At 67.1% G+C, this 20,242-nt stretch carries 11 protein-coding genes and 2 pseudogenes; 4 read left to right on the top strand and 9 right to left on the bottom strand.

Translation table 11 applies throughout. From position 1 onward, the window contains the following. Positions 1-232 precede the first annotated feature (232 nt). From ettA to DL544_RS02935, 3 genes and pseudogenes are all read left to right on the top strand, one after another. Complete coding sequence (gene ettA, locus DL544_RS02945; protein ID WP_005415249.1) at positions 233-1,897, top strand: energy-dependent translational throttle protein EttA; 1,665 nt, start codon at positions 233-235, stop codon at positions 1,895-1,897. Positions 1,898-2,058: 161 nt separating this feature from the next. Further along, positions 2,059-3,375 carry an NCS2 family permease gene (locus DL544_RS02940; protein WP_005415248.1) on the top strand — a complete coding sequence of 439 codons (1,317 nt, stop codon included), beginning with the start codon at positions 2,059-2,061 and terminating at the stop codon, positions 3,373-3,375. Between the two features lie 83 nt (positions 3,376-3,458). Beyond that, positions 3,459-4,451 (top strand): annotated as a pseudogene (locus DL544_RS02935) (DUF4434 domain-containing protein); the annotation flags it as partial. Between the two features lie 4 nt (positions 4,452-4,455). Here DL544_RS02935 and DL544_RS02930 read toward each other — a convergent pair. The 8 genes from DL544_RS02930 to DL544_RS02895 all read right to left on the bottom strand — a co-directional run bounded on the left by DL544_RS02930 (position 4,456) and on the right by DL544_RS02895 (position 18,125). Then, complete coding sequence (locus tag DL544_RS02930; RefSeq protein WP_139726724.1) at positions 4,456-7,290, bottom strand: NfrA family protein; 2,835 nt, start codon at positions 7,288-7,290, stop codon at positions 4,456-4,458. Then, the gene (locus DL544_RS02925; protein WP_139726723.1) at positions 7,287-9,434 is read right to left on the bottom strand and encodes a glycosyl transferase family protein; all 2,148 of its coding nucleotides are present in this window, start codon (positions 9,432-9,434) and stop codon (positions 7,287-7,289) included. The genes DL544_RS02930 and DL544_RS02925 overlap by 4 nt, the downstream gene beginning before the upstream one ends. A gap of 6 nt (positions 9,435-9,440) precedes the next feature. Next, positions 9,441-11,642 (bottom strand): cellulose biosynthesis cyclic di-GMP-binding regulatory protein BcsB, encoded by a 2,202-nt coding sequence (locus tag DL544_RS02920; protein WP_139726722.1) that lies wholly within the window; start codon positions 11,640-11,642, stop codon positions 9,441-9,443. After that, positions 11,639-12,823 carry a non-hydrolyzing UDP-N-acetylglucosamine 2-epimerase gene (gene wecB / locus DL544_RS02915; RefSeq protein ID WP_139726721.1) on the bottom strand — a complete coding sequence of 395 codons (1,185 nt, stop codon included), beginning with the start codon at positions 12,821-12,823 and terminating at the stop codon, positions 11,639-11,641. The genes DL544_RS02920 and wecB overlap by 4 nt, the downstream gene beginning before the upstream one ends. Positions 12,824-13,089: 266 nt before the next feature. Further along, the gene (locus DL544_RS02910) at positions 13,090-14,124 is read right to left on the bottom strand and encodes a fimbrial protein (RefSeq protein ID WP_111128421.1); all 1,035 of its coding nucleotides are present in this window, start codon (positions 14,122-14,124) and stop codon (positions 13,090-13,092) included. Beyond that, positions 14,115-16,679: a fimbria/pilus outer membrane usher protein gene (locus tag DL544_RS02905; RefSeq protein WP_139728061.1), complete on the bottom strand. Its 2,565-nt coding sequence runs from the start codon at positions 16,677-16,679 to the stop codon at positions 14,115-14,117. The genes DL544_RS02910 and DL544_RS02905 overlap by 10 nt, the downstream gene beginning before the upstream one ends. A 92-nt stretch (positions 16,680-16,771) precedes the next feature. After that, positions 16,772-17,500 (bottom strand): fimbrial biogenesis chaperone, encoded by a 729-nt coding sequence (locus DL544_RS02900; RefSeq protein WP_065186240.1) that lies wholly within the window; start codon positions 17,498-17,500, stop codon positions 16,772-16,774. Positions 17,501-17,585: 85 nt separating this feature from the next. After that, positions 17,586-18,125 (bottom strand): fimbrial protein, encoded by a 540-nt coding sequence (locus DL544_RS02895; protein ID WP_005415238.1) that lies wholly within the window; start codon positions 18,123-18,125, stop codon positions 17,586-17,588. Between the two features lie 459 nt (positions 18,126-18,584). Here DL544_RS02895 and DL544_RS02890 point away from each other — a divergent pair, with 459 nt between their 5' ends. Beyond that, positions 18,585-18,950 carry a hypothetical protein gene (locus DL544_RS02890; protein WP_049414538.1) on the top strand — a complete coding sequence of 122 codons (366 nt, stop codon included), beginning with the start codon at positions 18,585-18,587 and terminating at the stop codon, positions 18,948-18,950. 10 nt (positions 18,951-18,960) lie between these two features. On the opposite strand, the pseudogene pncB reads toward DL544_RS02890, so the two are convergent. After that, positions 18,961-20,138: pseudogene (gene pncB / locus DL544_RS02885) on the bottom strand (nicotinate phosphoribosyltransferase). Positions 20,139-20,242: the final 104 nt, after the last annotated feature.

The raw sequence follows: 20,242 nt of genomic DNA, 5'->3' as shown, positions 1-20,242 counted from the left end.
GTGGTGAGCCCATATTGCGCAACCGATCTGAACCGTTTCCGGCTGGAAACGCTTCCCGCTGCAGGACTGTGACGCAGTATTCAGCCCACGGCCAGCCCGACGGCGCCTGCCCGGCGCGGCCCGGAACCGGTTCCGGCTATAATTGGCGGTATTCCTTTCCAGTCTGTGCCCGCTGCCACAACGGGATGTTCCCGTGATGGGCCGGGCGCAGGGCCGCGCCTACGGAGACCTCATGTCCTCGCAATACATCTACACCATGAACCGCGTGTCCAAGGTGGTCCCGCCCAAGCGGCAGATCATCAAGGACATCTCGCTGTCCTTCTTCCCGGGTGCCAAGATCGGCCTGCTGGGCCTGAACGGCGCCGGCAAGTCCACCGTGCTGAAGATCATGGCCGGCGTGGACACCGATTTCGAGGGCGAGGCCCGCCCGCAGCCGGGCATCAAGGTCGGCTACCTGGCCCAGGAACCGGAACTGGACCCGAACAAGACCGTGCGCGAGTCGGTCGAGGAAGGCGTGGGCGAAGTGCTGCAGGCGCAGGCTGCGCTGGAAGCGGTGTATGCCGCCTACGCCGAGGAAGGTGCCGACTTCGACGCGCTGGCCAAGGAGCAGGAGCGCCTGGAGGCGATCCTGGCCGCCGGTGATGCGCACACCCTGGAAAACCAGCTGGACGTGGCTGCCGATGCGCTGCGCCTGCCGCCGTGGGATGCCAAGATCGCCAACCTGTCCGGCGGTGAAAAGCGCCGCGTGGCACTGTGCCGCCTGCTGCTGCAGAAGCCGGACATGCTGCTGCTGGACGAACCGACCAACCACCTCGACGCCGAGTCGGTGGAATGGCTGGAACAGTTCCTGGCGCGCTACACCGGCACCGTGGTGGCGGTCACCCATGATCGCTACTTCCTGGACAACGCCGCCGAGTGGATCCTGGAACTGGACCGCGGCCGCGGCATTCCGTGGAAGGGCAACTACACTGAATGGCTGGTGCAGAAGGATGAGCGCCTGAAGCAGGAAGAGAACCAGGAAAAGGCCCGCCAGAAGGCGATCCAGAAGGAACTGGAGTGGTCGCGCCAGAACGCCAAGGGCGGCCGTTCCAAGGGCAAGGCCCGTCTGGCCCGCCTGGAAGAGCTGCAGTCGCAGGATTACCAGAAGCGCAACGAGACCAACGAAATCTTCATCCCGCCGGGCGAGCGCCTGGGCAACATGGTGATGGAGTTCAAGAACGTCTCCAAGAAGTTCGGCGACCGCCTGCTGATCGACAACCTGTCGATGCTGATTCCGCCGGGCGCGATCGTCGGCATCATCGGCCCGAACGGCGCCGGCAAGTCGACCCTGTTCAAGATGATCACCGGCCAGGAAAAGCCGGATTCGGGCGAGATCGTGATCGGCCCGACCGTGCAGCTGTCCTACGTGGACCAGAGCCGCGACAAGCTGGAAGGCAACCACAACGTCTTCCAGGAAATCGCCGGCGGCCTGGACATCCTCAACATCAACGGCATCGAGATCCAGTCGCGCGCCTACATCGGCCGCTTCAACTTCAAGGGCCAGGACCAGCAGAAGATGGTCGGTTCGCTGTCCGGTGGTGAGCGTGGCCGCCTGCACATGGCCAAGACCCTGCTGCAGGGCGGCAACGTGCTGCTGCTCGACGAACCGTCCAACGACCTGGACATCGAAACCCTGCGTGCACTGGAAGACGCGCTGCTGGAGTTCCCGGGCAACACCTTCGTGATCTCGCACGACCGCTGGTTCCTGGACCGCATCGCCACGCACATCATCGCTTTCGAAGGCGACTCGCACGTGGAGTTCTTCCAGGGCAACTACCGCGAGTACGAGGAAGACAAGAAGCGTCGGATGGGCGATGACGCTGCGCCGAAGCGCCTGCGCTTCAAGGCGCTGAAGTAAGGCAACCGGAAAGGCCGCGCTCGCGCGGCCTTTCTCCTTTCGGTAGGTCACCACCGTTGGTGGTGACGCTTTGAAGCGTACCGACCAACGGTCGGTACCCACGTTCTGCATTCGGGTAGGTCACGACCGTTGGTCGTGACACCTTAGTCGCGAGAATCTCCATGTCCCTGTTCGAGCGCATGTTCCAGCTGCAGCAGCACGGCACCACCGTGCGTACCGAGCTGCTGGCCGGCATCACCACCTTCCTGACGATGTCCTACATCGTCTTCGTCAACCCGGAGATCCTCGGCACCACCGGCATGGATGCGGGTGCGGTGTTCGTGGCCACCTGCCTGGCCGCCGCGCTGGGTTCTGCGGTAATGGCGCTGGCGGCCAACTTCCCGGTCGGCATGGCACCGGGGATGGGCCTGAACGCGTTCTTCGCGTTCACCGTGGTCGGCGCTGCCGGCCTGCCGTGGCAGCAGGCGCTGGGGGCGGTGTTCATCTCCGGCCTGGTGTTCCTGGTGCTGTCGCTGACCGGTGTGCGGGCATGGCTGGTGTCGGGCATTCCTTCGTCGCTGCGCTCGGCGATCGTGGCCGGCATCGGCCTGTTCCTGGCGATCATCGCACTGCAGAAATCCGGCGTGATCGTCGGCAACGAAGACACGCTGGTGGCGCTGGGCCCGTTGAACACGGCGCCGCCACTGCTGGCGCTGGCCGGTTTCCTGTTGATCGCAGTGCTGGAAGCACGCCGGATCCGCGGCGCGATCCTGATCGGCATCCTGGCGGTGACCGGTGCGGGCTGGGCATTGGGCGACGTGCAGTACCAGGGCCTGGTTTCGCTGCCGCCGAGCCTGGCCCCCACCTTCCTGCAGCTGGACCTGCCGGGCCTGCTGCACCATGACGGCGGTGCGCCGATCGCGGTGTTGCTGCAGGTAGTGCTGGTGTTCGTGCTGGTGGAAGTGTTCGATGCCACCGGCACCCTGTATGGCGTGGTCGGTCGCGCCGGACTGCTGAAGCTGCCGGGCGCGCAGAAGCGCTTCGGCCGCGCGTTGCTGGCCGACAGCACCGCCATCGTGGCCGGTTCGGTGCTCGGCACCAGCAGCACCACCGCTTTCGCTGAAAGCGCCTCGGGCGTGCAGGTGGGTGGCCGTACCGGCCTGACTGCGCTGGTCGTATCGGCGCTGTTCGTGGCCGCGCTGCTGTTCTCGCCGCTGGCGGCGATGGTGCCCAGCTATGCCACCGCACCGGCGCTGCTGTTCGTGGCCGGCCTGATGCTGCGCGAACTGGTGGAAGTGGACTGGAGCGACCTGACCGAATCGGTGCCGGCCGCACTGTGCGCGCTGGCGATGCCGTTCACCTACTCCATCGCGAATGGCCTGGCGTTTGGCTTCATCGCGTATGCGGCACTGAAGGCCGGCACCGGCCGCTGGCGCGAAGTGCATCCGGCGGTATGGCTGGTGGCGGTGCTGTTCACCCTGCGCTACGCGTTGGAGTAAGCACACGGTGGTGCCGGCCAGCGGCCAGCACCACCGGTCGCTGGGTTCACCTGCTGCGCACGGTGCTCTGGGATGATGCGGGCATGGTTGCGCCCGTCCTTCCCGCAGATCCGTCTTCGCCGTTGCGCCGCCGCCTGCTGCGCGCGGCCGTGCTGGCGCCGTTGGCCGGTACGCTCGCCACCCTGCCCGGCTGCTCGCTGCCGGTGCAGGTCGACGGCACCTTCCTGCAGCCCTGGCGCAGCCACCTGCAGTGGGGACTGGCCGACTGGCAGCGCTCGTTGAAGCTTGCACATACGCTGGGCTGCCGTCAGCTGGTGCTGCAATGGACCGGCATCGTCGGCGGCAGTGACGGCGACTGGTCACTGCCCGACGGCAGCCTGCAGCAGCTGTTCAGCGCCGCCAGCGAGAACGACATCCGCATCCGCGTCGGACTGCCCTTCCAGCGACGCTGGTGGCAGGCGATCGGGGCCGACGATGCCACGCTGCAGGCGTTCCTTGCCGACAGCCTGGAGCATGCACGCCGCTGGTTGGCACAGGCGCCCTGGGCGCAGGTACCCGCCTTCGAGGGCTGGTACCTGCCCTACGAGCTGGAGCAGTACCACTGGGCCGATCCGGCACGCCAGCAGTGGCTGGCGCAATGGCTGCACGGGCTGGCAGACGCCGCCCGCGCGCGCGGCGGTGACTGCGCGATCTCCTGCTACTTCAGCCGCCTGCAGACCGACGGCAACCTGGTCACGCTGTGGCAGGCAGTGCTGGCACAGGCCACGCTGCGGCCGATGGTGCAGGACGGCGTGGGCGTTGCCGGCGCCGGCAACGTGCAGCAGCTTCAGCCGTTGCTCGATCACTTCCACGCGCACGACATCGGCTTCGATGCGATCGTCGAGCTGTTCCGCGAACTGCCCGGCAGCGCCGCTGATGGCAGCGGGTTCAAGGGCGAGACTGCCGATGCCGCGCGGATCCAACGGCAGCTGGCGTGGGCACGCGACAGCGGCGCACAGCACGTGCTGGTCTATGCGCTGGAGCCGTGGCTGACCCAGGACACGCCGCAGGCGGCGGCGCTGCGGCGGCGGTGGGGTTGCCTCAGTAATATAGGATGGCGGTGGCGAACAGGCCCTTGGCGCGCTGCGTATCACCGCCACCGATCGCAAAGCGGTACTGCACGGTCAGGTCGAGGTAGGAACGCGGCGTGTTGTAGCGGTCCTCGCGGAACCAGTAGCGCACGCCCAGGCCCGGCCCCGCGCCAAGTGACCAGCTGCGCTGCGTATCGTTGAGCGCGAACGACTGCGACGGGAACAGCGGGTAACGGATGTCGCGCACGCGCGAGCGCTGGTCCAGCCAGTCCGCCCCCACCACCAGATACGGCGTGACCACCCAGTGGGTCTGCCCGGCGCCAAAGCGGAAGCTGCGTCCGGCGCGCAGTTCACCGGCCGCGAACCACTGTTCGCGATGCAGGCGCCCGCTGGCATCGCCGATCCGCCGCACCGGTATGCCGTTGGCATCGAGTGCATCGAGCGTGAAATGCGCGCTGTTGTCATCCCACGTGTAACCGCCCTGCGCGTAGCCGCTGACCATCCACCACTGGTTCACGTCGGTGCGCAGGTCGGTACCGTGGTAATAGCCGTAGGTCAGGTAGGACATCCAGCCACCGGAACCGCTGGCCAGGCGGTAGCGGGCCAGCGTGCTGGCTTCCAGTGGCGGGTTCAGGGCCAGCTGCAGGCTGCACTGCACGGCCGCGGACGCGGGATAGACATCGCCCGTGCGGGTGGCGCTACCGAGAAACTGGCGGCGCTCGATGCCGGCGCTCAGGCCGGTCTGGCCGAAGGCGTAGCGCATGCCGAACGAGGCGATGGTGGACGGCCAGCCGGTGGTGGAACGCGAGCGGCTGAGACGGTCGGCGCGAGCACGTGCGTCGGGTGTCGATTCGCCGGTGCACGGGTCCACTGCGCGGATCGATTCGTAGGTGCCGCCCTCGTCGTACAGCGTGTTGAGCAGCCGGGTGTACAGCTCCAGCGTGCCATGCTGGTCATTGAACGCCGGGGGCCGCCAGAACGCTTCCAGCGTGCTGAACACCGAATCGCCCGACGTACTGATCGCCGCGCCGCCGACATTGGTCGCGGCCTGGCGCGCGCCGCGGAAACCGGCCGAGGCGATCACGCCCCACTCGCGCGAATAGTTGGCGATGGCATTGCGCACGTTGTAGCGCTGATGCGCATCCAGAGGCAGCTTACCGGCGTCGGCGCGATCAATGGCGCTGCGCAGCAGCGACACCGCCTGCGGATGATCTCCGTTGGCCGCACTCGCGTACGCCTGGTCGATCACCACGCTCTTGGGTGCCTTGCCGGTGGCCTCGGCGGCACGGAAGTCGGCCAGTGCGCGCGCCGGTTCACGGGCCTTCTGGTTGAGGTAGCCGCGTTGCATCAGCGCCACCGCGTCATCAGGGTGTTGTGCCAGCGTCGCATCCAGGCGCAGCCGCGCTTCGTCCTGCTGGCTGCGGTTGCCTGCCGCCAGCGTGGTGGTCAGCAGGCCTTGCAGGTCTGCATCGTCCGGTGCGAGTTGCACGGCCTGCCTTGCCTCACCGATGGCCTCGGCAAAGTCCTGCCGCGCGTAGGCTGCATATGCGCGCTGTGCGGCACCACCGTCGCCCTGCAGGTCAGCCGGCATCAGCTCGCAGACATTGCCGGTGCCATCCGACTGGCAATGCTGGAACGGCGCCGGATAGGCCTGCGCACTCATGCGCGGACGCTCGCGACTGGATCCGGTCGCCCTGGCGCGCTGCTCGATGCCCTGCTGCAGCAACTGCTGCGCGCGAGCATCGCCCACATCCGTGGGCAACGCCGCCTGCAGCGGCGCCAGCAGTGCAGCCGCACGTATGCGGTCCCCAGCGGCCAATGCCGCATCCACGGCCAGCAGGCGCACGTTGCGCTGTTGCGTTGTGGACCCCGGCAGGGCAAGCGCGGTGTCGAAGTCCTCATTGGCAAGCACGGTCTTGCCCTGGCGCTGGCGCAGATAACCGCGCATCACCCGGGCATTGAGATCGCCGCCGTCGGCCTGCAGTGCCTGGTCGGCGCTGCGCTCGGCGTCGGCCAGCTGCCCCTGCTGCAGCTGCGCGGTGATCAACAGCAACCGGTACGAAGCAACATCCGGCGCAAGCTCGACGGCGGCCCGCGCCTGCGCGACGGCCGCCGCATCGTTCTGCGTGGACAGCGACTGGTAGGCCTGCTGGGCCTGCAGCAGCGCGCGCTGGCGGGCCAGCGCCACGCGCCGCGCGTGCAGTTCCTCGACGTTCGGTGCGCCCAGCTGCAGCGCCGTGCCGACGGCCGCGTCGGCCAGTTCGGCCTGTTGCTGTGCTTCCAGCGCCGCCACCCACAGCATCGCCCAGGCGCCCTGCTTCGGCTGCTGGCGGAAGGCCTGCTCGGCCTTGCTGGCTGCTTCCCGCATGCGCCCGGCGTCATAGGCAGCATAGGCCTCGGTGGCCAGCGTGTAGGCCTGCTGCCTGGCGCGGTCTGCGCCGCTGCCGGCCGCGCGCGGTGGGGAGGGGGCGCGCCCGCCCCTGGCATCCGGGGGCGTGCTGCGCGCAGCGGTGGCAGCGGCCAGTGCCGGCAAGGCCGGATCCTTCAACCCGGCATCCAGTGCACGGCGCGCCTGCTGCTGCGCCTCCGCCGACCGGCCCAGTTTCTGCAACGCATAGATCTGCAGCAGGCGCAGCCGCACCACGTCCGGGCGCAACCGGACAGCTTCGCTGGACTGCTGGTAAGCCGCTTGATAGTCGCCGCGCTCGTAAGCGGCGAAGGCCTGCTCGGCGATGCGGTATGCAGCGCCGGACAACGGCAGCGGCGCATCGGCCTGCGCCAGCACCGGCGCGGCGGCCGTGGCCAGTGCCACGGCAATGACGGTGGACAGCAGCGTGGTCTTCATGCGGGCAAGGCTCCGGGAGGCGGCGACTGCAGCGCGGCCGCACGCCGGCGCTGCTCCTGCATGGCCTGGGCCACGGCCTCTTCGGTAGTGATGCCCTGCTTGACCAGGTAATCGCCAATGCGGCCATCGCGCTGCGGCTTGTACGCATCCAGTGCGATCTCGAAGCGCGCGTGGTCGATCAGGCGCATCTCCACCAGCAGGTCGCCCAGCAAGGGCACGTTGTCCAGCTGCCAGTGCTGGTCGCCGCCGATCAGGCGCAGGCCAGCGTTGATTTCGCTTTCGCGGGCGATGCTCTGTTCGATGTGTGCGCTGCGGGTTTCCTGCTTCAGCAATGCCAGCGCGTCTTCGGGCAATGGGCTGGCCACGGCCAGCCGCAGTGTCTGCTGCTGCCGCGGCGGTAGCGGCAGCATGCGCCACTGCACGCAGGCATCGGCGCTGACCGGGAATGAGCCCGCGCGCAGGTAGTCGACGTCGATGACCGCACGCGGCAGGTCGCCCTGGAAGGCGATGGCTTCGGCCAGGGTTTCATCATCCAGCCAGCCCTGGGTTAGCAGGATGCGGCCCAGCGGCTGCCGCCGGCCGGCATGCTGCTGCGCCAGCGCCTGCTGCAGCCGCTCCGGTTCCACCGCCTGCCAGGTGGTCAACAGCTCACCGAGCTGCTTGCGGGTCTGCACCAGCTGTGCCGCATCGGGGAAGTCGTGCATGGTCTTGTCCCAGACCATGCGCTTGCCGAACAGCAGGTAGGCCAGGAACACCTTCCATGCGCGGGCGGTGGCCATGAAGTTGATCATGTTGCCGACCACCATGCGCGGGATCGACATCAGCGCATGCTCCCAGCCGTACAAGCGGTTGACGAAGTAGAAGCGCTGCACGACGCGGGTCGCCAGCGCCGCCGTGGTCAGCAGCGCGACATTCATCTGCCAGGTACCGGCCTGGAACACGCTGGGGAACTGCATCGTCCACACCCCGGTCGCCTTCAACAGCCAGAACAACAGCAACTGCAGGAAGATGAGGTAGGCGATGATGCTGACGAACGAGGTGATGATGCCCTTGCGATCGCGCGCCAACAGGTACTTGGTAGCCAGCGAACCGCGCCAGCCCAGCGACTCCCAGCTCTGCAGGCCGATGCCCAGCACCCAGCGCGCCTTCTGCCGGTACGAGGCGCGGAAGTTGTCGGGGAAGTACTCACGCACGCACAGTGCCATCTGCTGGGTGCGCTCGCGCACCGGCCCCCAGCCGAACCAAGACGGCCGGCGCACGCGGAACTGCACCGGGAAGCGGGCGAAGATCGACTGCATGCCCATGGCTGCCAGCCGCGCACCGACGTCGTAATCTTCGGTGAGGCTGTCGGTGTTGAAAGGCTGGTTGTCGGTCTGCGCGCTCAACGCCAGCAGCGCACGCCGCGAAAAGCAGGTGCCGACGCCGGCCGACGGCACCATGCCGGACACGCTCTCGCGCACCACCAGGTCCTTGGCGTGCCATTCGGCGAACTCGTCCATGTAGACACCGGCCACCAGTTCGTACCATTCGCGGTCCAGCGAGGTGACCGGCAGCTGGATCATGTCCTTGCGCGGCAGCAGGTAGTTGTAGAAGCGCAGTTCCATCGGGTGCAGCACGTCTTCGCTATCGTGCAGAATCACCCCGGCGAACTCGATGTCGTGGCGCTTCTCGTAGTCGAAGATCGCCAGGATCAGCCAGTTCAGGCAGTCGGCCTTGCTGGTCGGTCCGTCATGCGGCACCTCCACACGGCGCAGGCGCTTGTAGCGACGGCGCATGCGCTCGACTTCGTCGATGGTCTGCTGGTCGTTGGGATAGGTGCCGACGAACACGACGTACTCGCGGTAGTCGAGCACGTTGATCATGTTCTCGACCATCTGCGCGATGACGTCGTACTCCATCCACGCCGGCACCATGATCGCCAGCGGCTGTTCCGGCCGCCGCAGCAGGTCTTCCTGGGTCAGCGGCCGGTACGCGTCGCGGCGCTTGACGGTCAGCGCGCGCCAGCTCTCGCGCACCCAGTACCAGACATCGATGAACAGGTCATCGAGGCTGGAGATCAGGATCAGCACGGCCACCGCCGCCGCCGTGGTTTCCAGGGCGGCGTAGTAGTTGGCCAGCTGGATGTTCCAGAACAGACCGTCCACGGTGGATCAATGTCCTGCGCTGGCGGACTTGCGGCGGCGCACCTGGGTGACGCGGGCGGCCAGCAGCGCGAATACGATCACGCCGACCAGCAGCAGCAACCAGACCATGTGCCGTTCCCACTTCGATTGCGGATTGCCGTCGTGCGCGAGGCGAGTGCCATAAGGATCCTGGCGGTCGAATTCGCGCACGACATCAGTGCCGTCAAGCACGGCCAGATCGCCGCGCAGCAACCGGAACGGTGCGCTGAACGACGGTGCCTGTGCGCCGAGGTCGCTGTAAAGAACGCCCAGCTGGCCTCCGGACGAACCCACCTGCACCACCGCGGCGTGATCCAGGCCACTGACATCCAGCAGCGGTTGCGACGTGCCACCGACGCGCAGGTGGCCATCCTTCAGGCCGGCCACATCGACACCGGCCGGTGCAACGCCGAAGGCCAGCCATGGCGCGCCCGGGCTGACCGCGGCACCGGCGTCGACCACCTTCAGTTCCGACGCCTCCGGCGAAGCGCCCACTGCACTGGCCACCGCGATGACCTTGCCCAGCGAGGCCGGTGCATCCTGCAGCCAGGCGCCGGGCACGAACACCTGGTTGCCGCGTGACAGCTGGCTGCTGGCACCGACGAAATCACTGCCCAGCGAGCGCCTGGCCAGGGTCAGGTGGCTGCTGGGCAGGATCGAGACTGGATAGCCGGTCGCCGGATCGTGGCAGTAGGGGCGTGCCGGTTGGCGCAGGAAGCTGACACGGATCTCGTTGCGGGCCGACAGCGCGTAGGCCGGTACCTTGGCCACCAGCCGTTGCGGCTGGCCGTTGGCCGACAGCACCTTGCCGCCCAGCAGATAGTCGTTGAGATAGATCGTGGCCACCGCGCCCTGCCCGGCCGCGTTGGGGGCCGCCGAGACATCGATCACCACTTCCTCGGGCAGGCGACCATCGGCCGACAGCGCACCCAGATCGAAGCTGGCGCTGCGGTCGGCGCGGGTCACCACATCCATGGTTCCGGCGATGTTTCCGAGCCGGCTCAGCAGTACCTGGTCACCGTCCAGTTTGGGCGTTCCTGCTGCGCTGACCTGCAGGCTGCGGCCCAGCGCATAGCTGCGCCACTGTTCGGCGAACAGTCCGGCAACCTTGCCCGCTGCCGCCGGGTCGACCACCAGCGTCGGACGGCCTGCAACGGCCACCACGCTGACCGACGCGTTGGCGGCGGGCTTCTCCAGGCCGCCCATGTCAGTACCGCGCCACGTGGCGAACGCTGCGCCCGCATCGGTGCCCGCCGCGCCGACCTGTGCGGCCAGCGCATCCAGCGCCCCGCGTACGCCGGCGCGCAATGCATCGCTGCCGATCATCACATCGGCGGCCAACGGCCCGCTGTCACGCAACGACAGCAGCGCTCCCACTTCGGCCAGGTCCTTGATCGCGTGCACGCGCTCGCCCGCGGCCAGCGCGGCGTACGCCGGCACGCCCCGCAGGCTGGCCGGGATGCTGATGCCGGCCAGGTCGACGCTGTCGCCGACCTTGGGCAGCGCCACCACCTGCACCTGCTTGCCGCCAGCCTGCAACGCGGTACCAATGCGCCAGGCGGCATCATAGGTGGGCGCCTGCAGCGCCTTGCCCTCCACCAGCAGGCGCACCCGCGGTGGCAGCGCGCCCCAGGCCTTGGCCACGGTATCCACGGCACGCCCATCGAAGCGGTAGCTGAAGCGCGAATCCGGCGACAACCGCAGCACATTGGCCGGCGCACTCTGGTCGGCACATTGATAGTCGGACACGATCGACCACCAGCCGACACCGACCCGCACGAAGCCGTTCTGGCGGGGTTCGCCATCGATGGCCAGCAGCTGGCTGGCATCGCCCTGGGCATCGGTGATCGAACGCGCGGCGATCGGATCGCCATCCACCGACCACAGGCCTGAAGTGCGCCCAGCGTGGCCACGCACATAGCGGCCATCGAGCTGCAGCTGCGCATCGCGGGTGGCAACACCGGCCGGCACCGGCAGGTAGACCTCGCGCTGGCTCTCCTGCCCACTGAGTACCAGCGGCTGGCGGAAGCCGAGTTCGCGCAGGGTCATCTGCCGGCTCACCGTGCTGTCGCCGCTCCATTCTGCGAACTGGCCGGCGACGCTGTCGGCGGCGTGGGCACTGCCAACCGCGCACGACAGGACGAACGCGGCGGCGGAAACAAACAGGGGACAGCGGCCGGTGTGGCTCATGGCGTCACTTCATGGAGAGGATGGTGGGCGGCACCGCCGCTGCGGAGACCGGGCGAGAATTCGGGAAGGGGTGCGCCACGCAGGGCGGCGACGATGCGGGCGCTGGCGCGGCCATCGCCATAGGGACTGCCATCGGGGTCGAAACGGGTCGGCTGCGGTGGCTGTGCCAAGGCCGCATTGACCCCCTCGACGATGCGCGAGGGCGTGGTCCCGACCAGCGTCACCACACCGGCCTCGACCGCCTCCGGGCGCTCGGTGACGTCGCGCATCACCAGCACCGGCTTGGCCAATGCCGGCGCTTCTTCCTGCACGCCACCGGAGTCGGTGAGGATGACGTCGGCGCGCTGCATCAGGCGCACGAAGCGCAGGTAGTCCTGCGGCGGCACCAGGTGCACGTTGTCGAGGTTGCCCAGGTGTGCGTTGACCGGTGCCTGGACGTTCGGATTGAGGTGCACCGGGTACAGTACCTGCAGGTCCGGCCGCTGGGCCAGTTCGGCCAGCGCACGGCAGATGTCCTCGAAGCCCTGGCCGAAGCTCTCGCGGCGATGGCCGGTGACCAGCAGCAGGCGGCGCCCGGGGTCGAGCATGTGGAAGGGTTCGTCGGCCTGGGCACGCAGTGCCGGATCGGCATCCAGGCGCTGCACGGTCTGCTGCAGGGCATCGATGACGGTGTTGCCGGTGACCAGGATCTGACCGCCCAGATGCTCACGGGCCAGGTTGGCGCGCGAGCCGGGAGTGGGTGCATACAGCTGATGACCGACCACGTCGATCACCCGCCGGTTCATCTCCTCCGGCCATGGCCGGTTGATGTCGCCGGTGCGCAGGCCGGCCTCGACATGGCCGATCGGAATGCGGTGGTGGAACGCGGCCAGGGCGGCGGTCATCGCCGTGGTGGTATCGCCGTGCACCAGCACGCGATCCGGGCGGACCTGCGTGTAGAGCACGTCAAGCCGCTCGAACAGCCTGGAGCACAGGCCATTGAGGGTCTGGTTGGGCACCATGACATCCAGGTCATGGTCGGCGGTGATCTCGAACAGCGACATCACCTGGTCGAGCATCGCCCGGTGCTGGCCGGTGATGCAGACCACCGATTCGATGTCCGCAGCCTCGGCCAGGGCGCGCACCAGCGGCCCCATCTTGATCGCTTCCGGTCGGGTGCCGAACACCGACAGGACCTTCACCGGGGTGCTCCGGAAGGACCGTACTGGAGAATGCCAGTAGCTGTAGCCACGTCTGGATCCTTTCGGCGTTCCCGCCCAATGCCCGCAGGCAGGAGACGGTCACCTCATGAGGAAACTCCAAATTCGCGACGTCCATCACATTAGATTGATGGTACGTGCGTCGTGGCACTGATCTTCATCGTTGGAAGATCAACACGCAGTCAACGCCGCCCGTGGGACGGGCGACGTTGCGGCGGAACGCAGCAGGGACAGCCGCCCGGGCGGCCTTACTCGTACTGGATGGTGAAGGTGGCCTGGCCGTTCGCGACACCCGCACCCACCGTACCGGCCTGGGTCTGCACATAGCGCGCGCGCAGCGGCAGCGCCATGACGCTGGTCCCCGGCGCGGTGGTGCCGACGTTGATGGTCTGGCCGAAGCGCACTTCGCGCTCGGTGGTGCCAACGCGCTGGACCATCTGGATGCCGATGCGGGTGGCGCTGTTGCTGGCTGCGCTGAGCTTCAGCACACCCGGCATGTTCGAGCTGTCCTGGTCGGCATCGAGGCGGATGCCGATCTTGCTCTGGTAGGCGGCAACATTGCTGCCCTGGCAGTTCAGGCGGATCTCGAAATCACGATCGACCGCGCGCGAACCGACACCGGTGAAGGTGGTGTTGGGCACGCTGCCGAAGTCGACGGCGATGTTGCGGCTGCCGGCCTGCACTTCGCAGGTCGGGCTGACCACGGTGGTGCCCGAGCCCTTGAAGGTGGAGGTCAACACCGGGCGACCGGGGCCATCACCGTCGAAGTAGTACGTGGTGAAGCGGCCGTTCGGCGCGATCACGCCCGAGCCTGTCTGTGCCGCAGTCTTGATCAGCTGGATGCGGAACGTGCCTCCGACCAGCGAGATGGTGCTGTTGCTGGCGAAGTTGATGGTGTGCGGATAGTAGGTCTGGATCGCGCCGGAGTCGCGGTACAGGCGGATGCCCACGCCCGCCACATCGGTTTCATAGACGTTCGAGAAGCCGGCCACCGGACGCTTCTGCGCGGCGTTGACGTACTCGCCGATGGAACGGCCACCGGACCAGTCGCAGCGTGCCACGCTGTTCTGCTGGTTGATCGGTTCGCTGATCTCCTTGATCACGCCACCGACCGGCGTGCTGGGCAGGATCACGATCTGGCCCATGTCCATGGTCACGTCCTGCGCGGTGAACCAGCTGGACTGGATGCGGCACGACGCGCTGGCCTGCTGTGCCAGCAGTGCGCCACCCAGCAGTACAAGGGCCGTCAGCGCCTTGCGGCCACGGGAAGAAATCATCGGCATGCTGCCTCCAGCGGAATGAAGCCGGTCTTGGACGCATCGGCGCCCGCCGGAACCTGGTAATCGATGGTGCAGCGCTGGTCGGCACCGGCGCCCCACTCCACCAGCAGGCGGCCCTGGTTGTTTTCACTGCGCACGTACAGGCGGCCGCCCTGGCTGACCATGCCGACCGGCTGGCCCTGCTCATCCTTGACCTGTGCACCGAACGGCATGCTGCGGCCATCCGGGTTGCGTACCTGGATCAGCAACGCGTTGCCCTTGCGGGTATCGAAGCGCAGGTAGCTGATGGCACCGGCGAACGGTGCGATCGACTGGCTGGTGCTTTCCAGCTCGACGTCGTGGGCCATGCCCTGCGGATCGAGGGTGACGGTGTTGAGGCGGTACGGCGACACGTACGGCACCACGGCGTAGCCGCGGCCATCGACGCGCAGGCCCGGGGCGTTGCTGACGATCGCATCGCGCGCGCCCGGTGCCTCGACCAGCACCATGGTGTCGCCACGCTGCGGGGTGAAAGTGAAGCCGCCCGGATGCACCACCACGCTGCCGTTGGCACCGACGGAGGCCTGACGGAAATCACGCGAGTGGCTGTAGGTGGCATTCAACGCGGAGTAGCGGCTGCGGTATTCGGCATTGCCGACCGCCGTGGTGCCACCCTCGCGGGAATCGGACAGGGCCACGCCGTAGCTGAAGTTGTTGTCGACGCCGGCCGAACCGGTGATGCCGACGCGGCTGTTGTCGTAGCCACCGCGGTCGCGCACGCCCAGATCGGCACTGAACGACACCGGGTGGGTACCACGGCCCAGCGGCACGCTCATCGACAGCAGGTACTGGGTGTCGGAACGGCCGAGCACGCCTTCTTCGGTGCGCAGCGCCGAGAAGCCGTAGTTCACCGAACGCCAGGCGTTGTTGTAGCCCACCTGGTACTGCTTGGAGGTGCCGGAGCGGTCATAGAAGTCACGCACCGAACCGGTCACGTACAGCGCACCGCCACGACGGCCCAGCGGCTGGTTCAAGGTCACCTGGAACTGGCTGCGCTGGCGACCACGGGTGGTCGGATCGATGCCGCGCTTGTCCGAGTCACGGCCATACAGCGCGTCCTGCAGGCTGTAGAAACCTTCGGTCGAGTAACGGTAGGCGGCCAGGGTCAGGTTGGTGCCGGTCTCACCGATCATGTTGCTGTAGCTCAAGCGCACGCTGGCGCCGGTGTGGCTGCCGTAGTGGTCGAACGAGGTGCGTGCATGGGTGACGTCTGCCGCGAAGGCACCGACCCGCGTGGACAGGCCGACACCGTACAGCAGCGACAGGTAGCCATCGCTCAGCGCGCTGCCGCCGTACAGGGTCAGCTGGTTGCCGATGCCGCGCTGGTAGGTGCCCTGCACCAGCCAGGGTTCGTCGGCCAGCAGCTTGTTGCGCACTTGGCCGGCGGTCAGCGAGTAACGCGACACGCCTTCGCGCAGCATCTGCGGCACCGAGCCGAACGGCACCTTGAATTCGCGGCGGCGGCCATCGGCCTCGATCACGCTCACTTCCAGGTCTCCGCCGTAGCCGGTCGGGTACAGGTCATCGATGACGAAGTTGCCCGGCGAAACGGTGGAGGAGTAGATCAGCTGCTGGTTCTGGCGCACTTCGATGCGTGCGTTGGTCTCGGCGATGCCGCGCACCACCGGCGCGTAACCGCGCAGCGAATCGGGCAGCATGCGATCGTCGCTGGCCAGGCTGGCACCGCGGTAGCCGATCGAGTCGAACAGCTCGCCGGTGGTGTAGGCCTCACCGATGGTGAGCATGCCGCGCACCTGCGGGATGCCGCGCTGTGCGTAGGTGGCGATGCTCTGCCAATGGCGGCCGTCACCCTCGGACCAGGTCAGGTTGGAGTCGTGGCGGAACTGCCAGCCACCCAGGTTCAGGCCGGCATTGAGGCCGAGATAGGCACTGCGGTTGCGCTGGCCACCTTCGACACGGCTGTTGCTGTCGATGGCATTGAAGCTGTAGCCGACGAAACCGGCATTGATGCCGCGGTCCCACAGCGCCGGGTTGACGTAGCCGCGTGCCTCACGGCGCAGGAACACCTGCGGGATGCTGAGGTCGTAGCGCAGGTTGCCGCTGTCGTAGACACCATAGGCGTTGGCCATGCGCTGCTGCACCGGCACGCAGCTGGTCGTGTCGGTCGGCAGCGTCGGGTCCTGCTGCAGCAGCACGGCCTCGCTGTCCACGCCCATTTCTTCCAGCATCGGCAGCGGCAGGCAGGCGTCGACACGGCCCTGTGCATCGGCCTTGAACTGCAGGTCACGACGGCCCTGCCAGGCACCGTTGACGTAGACATCGACACGGTAACTGCCGGCCACCATCGGGTTGCCGTTGCTGAAGGCAGCCAGGTCGACCTGCTTGGCCTGGCCGGACAGGAAGCTCGAATTGAACTGGGCCGATTCCGGTGCACGCGCGTTGGCCGCACCACTCTGCGCCATCAGCGCCTGTTCGCCGAGATTGGCCGGTGCAGCCAGCGCCCATCCTGGGCAGGCCGCGCCAACAACCAGCAGGCAAAGCGCCTGATGGATCGACAATGTCAATCTGTTTCCGATCACACTGACATTCCTTCAATTCGCCGCACGGCGGCGGTGGCGGGATGCGCAGGCCCTTGGCCGGCGCGGCGCGTTCAGCTCCCGGTGCTGTCGAGGCGGACGGTGTGCTCGACCCGGCCGCCGTAATCGTTGATGGTGATGAAGCGCACCTGGTTGGTGCCCGCCGGCGCGGCGAACTCCAGGCTCTGCTTCGGCGCGACCATCGCGCCCTTGTCCTCGACGGCCTTTTCGCCGCTGCCGGTCACGGCATGCACTTCGGCCAGAGTGACGTGGAAGGGGCTCGGGTTTTCCACCCGCAGGCGGTCGCCATTGCGGGTCCAGCGCAGCGCTGCCGGTGCGTCGTTGGCGACGCCCTTCAGGCCCTGCGGCCGGTAGAAAAGCTTCAGGCGCGAACGGAACGCAACCTGCAGGTAATTCTGGTCACCACTGTCGGCGTTGTCCGGCGACGGCGGTACGTCCAGCACATTGAGCCAGAACACCGTCTCGTGATCGGTCGGCAGCTGCGCGCCGGAGAAGATCAGGCGCAGCGCCTGGCTGCGGCCCGGCTCGACGCGCGCGATCGGCGGCGTCAGCACGAACGGAGCATCGCTGGTATCGGCGGTCTGGTTGGCGTCTCCACTGTCGATCCAGGCCTGGACCAGTGCGGGCGAGTCGCCCACGTTGTCGACCTGCACGGTGACTTCGCGTGCCTGTGCCGGGTAGATCACCCGCGTGCCATTGACCACCACGCCGGCCAGTGCGTTCTGGCAGAGGGGCAGCGTGAACGCTGCCAGCAGCAGCGCCCGGGGAAAGAGTGCTTTCATCGGAAGTACTACGCTCGAGGGGTGTGGCCAAGGGCCGCGGAGCACTGGCCGGCGCGTACGCCGGCCAATGCGGGTACGGCTACGATCAGTTGTAGATGATCGTGTACTTGACGCTGCTGGTGACGTCGCCCGGGGTGGCGGCGGCAGTGGCGTAGTACTCAGCGTAGTAGTTCAGGTCGGCCGAGCCGTCGGTGCCGACGGTGACCCACTGCGAGTTGGTCTGGGCCAGGCCAGCGCCAGCCGCCTTGATCGGGAGGAACTGGTTGTTCGAGCCCAGCAGCTGCAGCTGCACGTTGGTGGCAGCGTTGGCCGAGGCCTGGTTGACCAGGCGGCCGCTGTTGAAGTCGACGGTCGAACCCGGCTCGAAGTAGGTGGCGACGTTGCCGGCGCTGCACTTGGTCAGGTTGATGGCGAACGGGGTACGGCCCGCAACGGCACCGGCGGTAGCCAGGGTGTTCTTCGACACGGTCGGCAGGGTCACGGCGAAGTCCTTGCCGCCCGGGGTCGAGATGGTGCAGGTCTTGTCGGTCACCTTGCCATTGAAGGTGATGGTGCCGTCGGCGGCGTTGGCGGCCAGCGGAGCGGCGGCCAGCATCAGAGCGGCAATGAGGTTGATCTTGTGCATTCGCTTTTACCTAACCCTACTGAAGAGATGAGAAGTAGAGGAGGAAGCAAGGAGCACTGCCGGGCTAACAAGACCCATCCTTGCGTCTCACCTGTGGCCGGACTCGGACATACCTTCCCCTGAATCCGTGACGCAAGTATATGCACAAATGTGATGAAAGTCTCATTATTTTTCTGAACGCCAATTCATTGACGCTCTAAATGTGACGTGATAGGCGGAATCTGCGCCTGGGAGGCGTGAAAGATTTGACGACGGGGCCGCCAGGTCGCGGCCGACCGTGGATGACGCGTTGAGAGGCGCGTTCGGCAGGCGCGGAAACAGGCCTTTTTCAGCCGGAAATCGCCTTATTTGATGCGCATCACTCTTTCTTGGTGATGGCCCTAGCAGATTCGGATTTGTCCTATTAAAGGCGGATCGAACCTGTCGCTAACTAGGACACACCGAACCAGAGAACGTGTCATGAGGAATTCCATTCTGCTGTGTGTGGCCCTGATGTCCGTCAGTGCGCTGGCCCAGGCCAGCAGCGGCAGCATCCGTTTCAGCGGCCGCATCGCCGAGCCGGGCTGCACGACGAACCTGTCCCAGGGTGAGCTGAGCCTGGCGGCCTGCCCGCCGTCGGCCAAGGGCTCGACGGTGGAAGTGACGGCACTGGCCGATGGCCAGGCCGCGACGCTGCGCGATGGCAAGCGCCAGGGCCAGAAGCTGTCGGTGTCGGCCAGCGCGATGCGCGCCGGCGATATCGCCTTCTCCGAGCGTTACAGCGTGCAGGCTTCGAAGCAGCAGCCGCTGCAGGGCGCCTACCTGGTGGTGGTCGACTACCTGTAAGCCGACGTATTTACGCCGGCGGCAGCTCGAAGACCTGGCGCAGGTAGGCCAGGTAGCCCGGGTCGTCGCACATGCTCTTGCCCGGCGAATCGCTGAGCTTGGCCACCGGCTGGCCGTTGCAGCGGACCATCTTGATGACGATGTTGAGCGGTGTCGGGCCCAGGTCATTGGTCAGGTGGGTGCCGACACCGAACGCGACCTGGCAGCGACCGCGGAAGTAGTCGTACAGGCGCATGACCTTGGCGATGTCGAGCCCATCGCTGAACACCAGCACCTTGCTGCGCGGATCGACCCGGCGCTGCTGGAAGTGCGCCAGCATGCGGTCACCCCAGTCGAACGGATCGCCTGAGTCATGGCGCACACCGTCGAACAGCTTGCAGAAATACATGTCGAAGTCGCGCAGGAACGCGTCCAGGCCGACCACATCGGACAACGCGATGCCGAGGTCGCCGCGGTACTCGCGCGCCCAGGATTCCAGTGCCGCCACCTGCGAATCACGCAGGCGCGGGCCGAGCGCCTGGAACGCCTGCAGGTACTCGTGGGCCATGGTGCCGTGCGGGGTCATGCCGTACAGGCGCGCGAAGTGGACGTTGCTGGTGCCGACCAGCTGCGGGCCGAGCGCGTCGCGCAGCAGCGGCAGCAGCCGGGCATGCCAGTCACGCGAGTAGCGGCGACGGCTGCCATAGTCGGCGATGCGGCATTGTTCGAAGCCGGGGGTATCGCGCAGCAGCGCGGCCTTGGCCTGCAGGCGGCGCTCGCCTTCGGCGAAGTCGGCCGTGGTGGTGTTGCGGAACCAGACTTCGTTGATGATCGCCAGCAGCGGCACTTCAAACAGGATGGTGTGCAGCCACGGGCCGGTGATGTCCAGTTCGATCTCGCCGGGCACGGCCGTCGACGCACGCAGTTGGATGTACTTGCGGTCGAGGTGGAACAGGCCGAGGAAATCGGCGAAATCCGGCTTCACGAAGCGCAGGCCACGCATGTAGTCCAGCTCCGCGTCACTGAAGCGCAGGCTGCACAGGTGGTCGATTTCTTCGTCGATCTGGTCGATGTAGCGGGCCAGGTCGATGCCGGGCGTACGGCACTTGAACCGGTACTGCACCTGGGCGCCGGGTGCTGGTGCAGCACCGCCTGCATCATGGTGAACTTGTACAGGTCGGTGTCGAGCAGGGACTGGATGATAGGCATGGGGCGGATTATGCGCCCGGCAGGGTGAACCGGGGTGCCTCCGGCCACGCTCGGCTCACGGGGAACAGCATTGGTAGATCCACGCCATGCGTGGATGCTCCTGC

The organism is Stenotrophomonas sp. pho, from assembly GCF_006228405.1.
In the GTDB taxonomy this organism is placed as follows: domain Bacteria; phylum Pseudomonadota; class Gammaproteobacteria; order Xanthomonadales; family Xanthomonadaceae; genus Stenotrophomonas; species Stenotrophomonas sepilia.
Note: the sequence above shows the minus strand (reverse complement) of the source record. Positions and strands in the feature narration are given on the sequence as shown.